This is a genomic window from Limnospira sp. PMC 289.06 (assembly GCF_032350395.1).
Taxonomy (GTDB): Bacteria; Cyanobacteriota; Cyanobacteriia; order Cyanobacteriales; family Microcoleaceae; genus Limnospira; species Limnospira platensis.
In genome coordinates, this window is the sequence record NZ_JARPLC010000213.1 from 1 (window position 1) to 4,394 (window position 4,394).

4 protein-coding genes and 1 pseudogene are annotated in these 4,394 nt (G+C 42.5%); 3 read left to right on the forward strand and 2 right to left on the reverse strand.

All coding sequences use genetic code 11. The features are described from left to right. Positions 1–198: 198 nt before the first annotated feature. Positions 199–1,656, reverse strand: a complete 1,458-nt coding sequence (locus P5674_RS23375) for a recombinase (RefSeq protein ID WP_315643097.1) — start codon at positions 1,654–1,656, stop codon at positions 199–201. A gap of 85 nt (positions 1,657–1,741) precedes the next feature. Next, positions 1,742–2,233, reverse strand: a pseudogene (locus P5674_RS23380) (alpha-amylase family glycosyl hydrolase); the annotation flags it as partial. Positions 2,234–2,498: 265 nt separating this feature from the next. Between P5674_RS23380 and P5674_RS23385 the strand changes: the two are divergent. The 3 genes from P5674_RS23385 to P5674_RS23395 all read left to right on the forward strand — a co-directional run bounded on the left by P5674_RS23385 (position 2,499) and on the right by P5674_RS23395 (position 4,073). Next, complete coding sequence (locus P5674_RS23385; RefSeq protein WP_006616265.1) at positions 2,499–2,954, forward strand: gas vesicle protein K; 456 nt, start codon at positions 2,499–2,501, stop codon at positions 2,952–2,954. 102 nt (positions 2,955–3,056) lie between these two features. Next, entirely contained in the window at positions 3,057–3,791 is a 735-nt protein-coding gene (locus tag P5674_RS23390; protein WP_006616264.1) for a GvpL/GvpF family gas vesicle protein, read from the forward strand. Positions 3,792–3,806: 15 nt separating this feature from the next. Continuing rightward, positions 3,807–4,073: a gas vesicle protein GvpG gene (locus P5674_RS23395; RefSeq protein ID WP_006616263.1), complete on the forward strand. Its 267-nt coding sequence runs from the start codon at positions 3,807–3,809 to the stop codon at positions 4,071–4,073. The last annotated feature ends 321 nt before the right edge of the window (positions 4,074–4,394 follow it).

Genomic DNA, 4,394 nt, shown 5'->3' on the forward strand with positions numbered 1-4,394 from the left:
CCGCTATCGCTGTCAGGATAAGGGTTTAAGTTAAATGGTTCTGGATGGTAGTCAAGCGTCTACATAGCCTACAACCCCTATTCTACCGTTACTTAGGTGTTACTCAAAACCATAGCAGGATCCATCAATCTGTAGCCATAAAATAACCCCTAGGGGTTTAATCTAGGGGTGTTAATTTATGAAAGGTTGACGATTAGATTAATCTATCTGATAGATAACTCCGAGAAATGCCTTAGCTTCTGGAGTGTCAACATCAAATCCTAAGGCTGTTAACCGTTCTATGGCTACATCTAACGGTATAGGCAACTTAGAACCTCCTTTGAGAACTTCTAGGGTTGCATCAATGCCTTCTGTCTTGTATTTACCTTGATTAATGATTGCGCTATGACCCATAAGTCTCGCTCTCAACTCAATAGGTAGTCCATACTTTTCACCTAACAGGTTGTACAGCCTACGAAAAGCATATTTTTGGGTTACCGGGCATTTCATGAATTGAAGTCGTTGACTAAACGTTGCGTCAAACCCTCCGATTATGCTTTTGGGTTTACTGCCTTTTCTGGGACTATATTCTGGTAACAACGGCTGTTTCAATTCCAGGAAATCAAACATTTCAGGGCTAGGTATTGGTGCAACAATCCTTCCCCCTGTTTTGATACTCACTTTCCGACCTTCTGCGTCAGTAAAGTAAACATAGTCACCTAGCACCAAGTAATTGTCTTGATTATCGGGGTCTGACAGTGCTTTGATAGTGATACCATCATCCGTTACAAATGGCTTAGTTAGATTAACTGCGGCGGCTATCTCGGTAGGTCTTAACCCGTACATTACTGCCATACCAGTCACCCATAACCAGTTATGTCGAGATGATTGATGTTGAGGGCTTTTAACAGTATAGGCTTCTTGTTTGGCGCTATACCACCAATCCTTAAAGGCATCAATGCTTATACGCTGTTTCTTTTTGAATTGCGTTTGTTTGGCGTTAATAGGCTCAAGCTGTTTAAGCAAGTGTTCTTTGTTAGGTGATTTCTCAGCTATGGCTTTTAAGATGTAGTAACGTTCCTTGAAGGTTTTGGAGCCTACTAATTGTTCTCCATTCTGCAAGGGAATATATAGCATAGCCTTGAAACTCTCCCAGCTAGGATATTCATCCCAATTAGGAAACAACTTGAAATATGTCCCTTTAGTAGACTCGTAAGATGCTAAGTCGCTAGCGATATCGCGGGAACGTTTCCTTCCTGTGTTGCGGTTGTACCCCGCAAAATACTCATTCTCAATTTGTTTAAAGATGTCCCGGTAGGTTATCAGATTATTCTCAATCTGATTTTTCCCTAGGATGGTTTTATCGTACCAATCCCAAAATTCACTAGCGCTAGTGATAGTTCCCAGGGCTTCAGATACCAACTTAGCTTTCTTAACGCCGTCTATCACCCCTTGAGGTGTACATTCAAGGTTAGCCGTTTTGGGTAGCCGTTTCCCGGTAGGTGGTTGCTTAAACTGCAATAGTAGGTTGTACCTAGCCCCGGACTTTTGTAGTTTGAGTGTCACTCCTTTGGGACATTCCCCTTTAAAGTCTTGATAGGCTTTCAAGAATCTAGCGTAACTCTCATTATAGTTACCCTTTCCCCCTACAGTAGGGGTATCAGTAGCGTTACTCATTTTTTACTCACTTGTTACTCTGCTATGGTTTTGAGTAACACCTAAGTAACGGTAGAATAGGGGTTGTAGGCTATGTAGACGCTTGACTACCATCATAGGCGGACACAGGCCAGTTTTCGACAGTAAACCAGTCCAACCAGGGAGAATTAGGGCCGTTTTCCAGGATATCATTAAAGAAGAAAAAGCCTCGACTAGCATGGTTAAAAACCCCATCTAGGACGATTTTAAGATGGCGACTATGGGCAGCATCTATCAATTCTCGTAGGGCTTGATTACCGCCTAAAATCGGGTCAACTTGATAATAGTCATGGGTATGGTAGCGATGGTTACTGGCTGATTGAAATACGGGAGTAAAATAAATAGCATTAATCCCCAAGTCTTGTAGATAGTCTAGTTTTTCAATGACTCCCCACAAGTTACCGCCTTTATATCCCTGTAAAGTGGGTGGTTTTTGCCAATCTTCCCACTTAGGATGACTAATAACTGAGGGTCGAGGTAATTGGTTTTTGGCAAAACGGTCAGGAAAAATTTGATAAAATACCGAATGTTTTACCCAGTCTGGAGTGTAAATTGTCATGGTTACGATTTGGAAAACACCAATATATATTTAGGGCGTATAAATTGCTAAGTAACTTATACAGCCACTTATGAAAATATTTCAACCTAAATATGACGCACGATCACCATAATACCATAGTAGTTAGTGGTCAAATTATGATCTGGTGGCACTGAGACTGTGAACATCAGATAAATTTGGGCATAATTGGCCTAGCTATGTATTGCGGATAGTATCTCCTATCTGCTAGGATTGACAGCAAGCCGAACCTTAATGAGAATCACAAGTGTCAAGTCCAGAAGAAACAGCCTTGGTTCCCAAATCATCTGGTAAGGATGCAGGTTTAGCCCCCCTACTCCTTACCGTGGTTGAATTAATCCGCCAGCTGATGGAAGCGCAAGTTATCCGGCGCATGGAAGCTGATACCCTAACAGATGAAGAACTTGACCGCGCGGCCGAAAGTCTGCGTAAATTGGAGGCGCAGGTGTTGGACCTCTGCGAAATTTTTGATATCGACCCAGCAGACTTGAATATCGAACTGTCGGAGTTGGGTTCCCTTCTCCCTAAGTCCGGTGGCTATTACCCAGGGGTGTCCTTGGGAAATCCCTCGATCTTGGAACTTCTCGATCGCCTTCTGAATACGGGTATAGTAGTAGAGGGAAGTGTTGATCTGGGTTTAGCCCAAATTAACCTGATTCATGCCAAGCTGAGATTGGTGCTAACATCAAAGCCTCTATTATAGCCTAGGGATTACCCAAATTTATCCCATGGGCAAGTTTTGGGTTGTGGGGGGCTAGTGATAGGTGCTAGACTGCTGATAATTACTTTTTGATGAGTGACTAATATGAGTTACAGTCTGTATTTATACGGAATTTTACCTAAAACTAAGCTGAAGTCTTGGCATTTGCAAGGCTTAGATAATCAGCCAGTTTATACTCATGAAATTGATGGGTTTATTTTTCTGTATTCCGAGGCGCAACAGGAACGGTATTTAGCCAGCCGTAGGAATTTGCTAGGTCATGAAAAGGTGTTAGAAGCCATGATGCAGGAGGGATATAGGACGATACTACCTTTGCAATTTGGCTTGATTGTTTCTGATTGGGATGCGGTAGCTAAACAGTTAGTTAATCCTTATCATGAAAGACTGAAAGAACTGTTCGTTAAGTTGGAGGGTAATCGCGAGGTGGGGGTGAAGGTTTTTTGGAATCAAACCGCTGAACTTAATGCTTTAATGGAGGAAAATCAAGACCTGAGAGAAAGACGCGATCGCCTGGAAGGTCAACCCCTCAGTATGGATGAAGTGATTGCTATTGGTCGGGAGATAGAGTCAAACATTTTAGACCGCGAAAATGAGATTATCACCGCTTTTCAAGATTGCTTAATTCCCCTAGCTTTAGATTATGTAGAAAATGAATCGATGACGGATTTAATGATTTATAACGCCGCCTATTTAATTCCTTGGAATAGTGAAGAAAAGTTTAGTCAGAAGGTGGAGGAAATCGACAATTACTTTCCCAAACGGCTGAGGATTCGCTATAATAATTTTACAGCCCCCTATAATTTCACACAACTTGATTAATGAGAGGATAAATCTATGGTTTTACGATTATTACTCGCCCCTCTGACCGCTCCCCTGGATGGTATTGTATGGATAGGTGAACAAATCTTAGAACGCGCTGATGCTGAACTAGACGATAAAGAAAATTTAAATAAGCGTCTTTTGGCTCTTCAATTAGCCTATGATATGGGCGATATTTCAGAGGAAGATTTCGAGGAAGAAGAGGAACAGTTATTACGAGAAATTATCGCCCTAGAAGAGTCTCAGCAACAGTCGGAGTTGGCATCAGATGATGATGAATAATTATCGGTTTTGGGGACAACGTACCCGCGCCCATCTATCGGCTTTTCTTTAGATTAGAAATGTGCAGTGCGTCAGTGATGGTGCGTCAGTCGAGAAGATGATTATTGACCTGATGTATTCGCTCTGACGCACCCTACCAGGCTTATAGTTTATACCTGTGAATCAGGGTCAATGCCTAAGCGTTTTAGCTGTTCGGCGAGACGTTGCGATCGCACTTTTTCCGCCGCCAATTCTTCTTCCAACTGCCGCGCCCGTTGTTCGGACTCTTGGGCTTGTTGGTGTAACTCTACAGAGGTCAAAAAACGACGACCATCGGGATAG

What these genes read in the sequence shown, in the direction of transcription:
- P5674_RS23395 (WP_006616263.1), top strand. Translation starts at nt 3,807, where the DNA reads ATGGTTTTACGATTATTACTCGCCCCTCTGACCGCTCCCCTGGATGGT.
- P5674_RS23375 (WP_315643097.1), bottom strand. Translation starts at nt 1,656, where the DNA reads ATGAGTAACGCTACTGATACCCCTACTGTAGGGGGAAAGGGTAACTAT.
- P5674_RS23390 (WP_006616264.1), top strand. Translation starts at nt 3,057, where the DNA reads ATGAGTTACAGTCTGTATTTATACGGAATTTTACCTAAAACTAAGCTG.